We start from the raw sequence: 3,131 nt of genomic DNA on the forward strand, positions 1-3,131 counted from the left end.
CCGCCCGGCTCTCCTCCCGCCCCTCGCCGCCCGCCCCTCTCGCCCCGTACACCGAGGGCACCACCCTCGCCTCCGTCGCCACCCCGCGCGGCGGCCCGGGCGGCTACCGGCGGCTCGCCGAGGGACCCGGCTGGGACCGGGTCGTGCGCGAGGATCTCGCCACCGCGCACGCGGGACGGCAGGAGCGGCGGCGCACGCTCGCCGCCCTCGTCCAGTTCACCGACCTGCATCTCGTCGACGTGCAGCACCCGCTGCGGTACGAGTACCTGCGCGCCGCGACCGCGAGCGCCTGGCGTCCGCAGGAGGCGCTGTCCGTCGTCGGGGCGCTCGCGCTCGTCGAACGGGTCAACACGCTGCGCGGCGCGCCGGCGACGGGAGCCCCGCTCGACCTCGTCATGACCACGGGCGACAACACCGACAACAACGCTGCCTGCGAACTCGACTGGTTCCTCGGCCTCATGAGCGGCGGCGCCGTGACCCCCGACACGGGCCTTCGCGGCCACTTCGAGGGCGTGCAGAGCACGGGCCTCGACCTGTACTGGCAGCCGGGGGCGCGTGCCGCCGACTCCGACAAGCGCCTCGGCTTCCCCTACCTGCCCGGCTACCTCGCCGCCGCGACCCGCACCCTCCACAGCCCGGGGCTCAACCTCCCCTGGTACTCCACCGTGGGCAACCACGACTTCCTCCCCGGCGGCTGCTGGGCCCCCGGGGACGGCTGGGCGAACGAGATCGCCACCGGCGACCGCAAGCTCATGAGCCTCCCGGCCGGAACCGGCGCCGGCTTCTGGGAGAAGGTCACCGCCGGGCAGGACCCCAAGGGCGACCTCTTCCGCGCCCTTCTGCACGACCAGCGTCGCCGCACCCGCCGCGTCACTCCCGACCCGCGCCGCGCCCCCGTCACCCCCGAGCGGTACCTGCGCGCCCACCTCGATCCCCGGCACACAGGCCCGGGTCCGCACGGCCACGGATACACGGAGAACTCCCTCGACCGCCGCGTCCGTTACTACGCTTTTCCGATCGGCGACGACGTCCTGGGGATCAGCCTCGACACGACCGACCTCGGCGGTCACTACGAGGGCTCGCTCGACGAGACGCAGTTCCGGTGGCTGGAACGCACCCTGGCCCGCGCCGAGCAGCCGTACGCGCTCGTCTTCAGCCACCACACGAGCGCCACGATGCGCAACACCCGCCCCGACCCGGCCCGTCCCGGCGAACGCCGCAGGGACGGAGCGGCGGTGAGCGCTCTGCTCAGCCGCAGCCCGCGCGTCCTCGCCTGGATCAACGGCCACAGCCACAAGAACGCGATCACCCCCCACCCCGGCTTCTGGGAGATCTCCACCGCGTCCCACATTGACCACCCCCAGCTCGCCCGCGTCGTCGAGCTGACGGCCAACGGCGACGGCACGCTCTCCCTCCTCACCACCCTCGTCGAGTCCTCCGCCCCGGCCGCGACCGACCTCACCGACCTCGACCCCCGGGGCCTCGCGTCCCTCTACCGCGAACTCGCCCTCAACGCCCCGGGCGCCCGCACGACCCTCGCCGGACGCCCCTCCGACCGCAACACCGAACTCCTGCTCCCCACCCGCTGAGCCTCGTCCCCCGAACGGCCGTACACCCACCGACGAGTGACCACATCGCCTTGTCGACATATGTCCGGAAGTCGTCTCGTGCGGGTGTTCGGGAACCTCACGCGGGAGGGGGAGCGGGTGGGAGGGAGCGGGGGCGGCGGGGAGCTGCGGACGGGAGCGCTCCGGGCGCCGGGCGAACGGCGCTCAGGTACGGAGGCGGGCGCCGCTCCGGTACGGGGTCGCCGTTTTGGCCGCGCCCCGGGCGTGCGCGCGCCTCAGCGCGGCAGTACCTCCACGTACGCCGCCGGTTCGCGGTCCGCCGCCGTGAGCAGTGCCGTGCGCACGACGCAGGACTGCTGCTCGGCCGCGTCCCGCAGTTTGCGCGGGGTGAGGTGCAGGAGCGTGATGCCGAGCAGTTCCAGGCGTTCCCGCTTGCGTGCCGACTCCGTCCACGTCGCGTCCGGCTCGTGCGCCTCGCCGGGCCGGTGCACGCGGGTGTCCAGCTCGACGGCGACCGCCTGCTCGGGCCAGTACGCGTCGACCGTGCCGAGCGAGGGGCCCTGCGGGAGCCGCAGTTCGACGTTCCATGCCGGGTCGGGCAGCCCGCTCTCCTCGACCATGCGGTACAAACGTTCCTCGGCGACGCCCCGGTCCTCGCGCAACAACGTCTCCATGGCGTCCAGTACGCACGGCCTGTTCATGAGCCCGCAGCGCCGCAGTTCGGCCAGGAGCGCTCCCGTGCCGCAGTACCCCTCGCGGACCGCACGCCCCAGCAGCCGCGTCACGGCTCCCGCGTCGCTCAGCTCGGCGACCGTGTCCGCGAGCGCCCGCGTCACGGGCGCGGTCGGCACGCCCGTCACCTGCTGCGGGACCGGCAGTTCGGCGCCGCGCACGATGCGTACGAACGCGGTCGAGCGCAGCCTGCGCGTCCGCGGTACGAGGACGTCGTACCGCTCCGCCGTCGCGAGCGAGGCGACCGGGCCCTCCAGCGGGAAGCCGTGCAGGGCGAGCGCGGCCGGGCCCGTGATCATCGCGACCGTGCCGGGGTCGCGGGACTCCTCGGAGGTGGGCTGGGCCGGGACCCCGCGTGCCCGTCCGGCCGGGGGCCGCCGCGCGTACCGCACGGCGGCGTGCAGTCGCTCCTCGGTCGTGGGCCGCCCGGAACGCAGCAGGAACACGCCGGGCAGCAGGCGCTGCCAGCCCCCACCGGGGGCACAACGGGCCGCCAGGCGCGCGGCGGTGATGCCCCGGGCGCGCAACTGCGCGGCGTCGGCCACGAGGTGCGGCCCCGTGACGGGCAACTCGCGTGCCGCGGGGGCGGCTGAGGAGGCGGGGACGGCGGAGGAGAGATGAGTCATGCCGGGGGTCTTCCTCCTGGGCACCTCCGGCTAACCGCTGTAACGATTCCGTCGACGAAACCGGACAACTTCGTCCTAAAGTACGCGTGTTCGAGTGCCGAGACGGAGGCGGGGCCGAACGGGTGAGGACCCCCGGGCCTGCGACAACGGGCCCCACCGCCCCTCCCGGCCGCGCCGCGCCGCCTGTCCCGGCCCCGGCCGCGAG

General features: G+C 74.6%; 2 protein-coding genes. One reads left to right on the top strand and one right to left on the bottom strand.

The window, feature by feature from the left end; translation table 11 throughout:
• Positions 1-1,589 (top strand): TIGR03767 family metallophosphoesterase (locus G3I42_RS22075; RefSeq protein WP_164288505.1); only part of this gene is annotated, 1,589 nt, incomplete at its 5' end.
• Positions 1,590-1,843: 254 nt separating this feature from the next.
• Here G3I42_RS22075 and G3I42_RS22080 read toward each other — a convergent pair.
• Positions 1,844-2,926 (bottom strand): hypothetical protein, encoded by a 1,083-nt coding sequence (locus tag G3I42_RS22080; RefSeq protein WP_164288522.1) that lies wholly within the window; start codon positions 2,924-2,926, stop codon positions 1,844-1,846.
• Positions 2,927-3,131: the final 205 nt, after the last annotated feature.

Source organism: Streptomyces sp. SID11385 (genome assembly GCF_010548245.1).
In the GTDB taxonomy this organism is placed as follows: Bacteria; Actinomycetota; Actinomycetes; order Streptomycetales; family Streptomycetaceae; genus Streptomyces.

What these genes read in the sequence shown, in the direction of transcription:
- G3I42_RS22080 (WP_164288522.1), bottom strand. Translation starts at nt 2,926, where the DNA reads ATGACTCATCTCTCCTCCGCCGTCCCCGCCTCCTCAGCCGCCCCCGCG.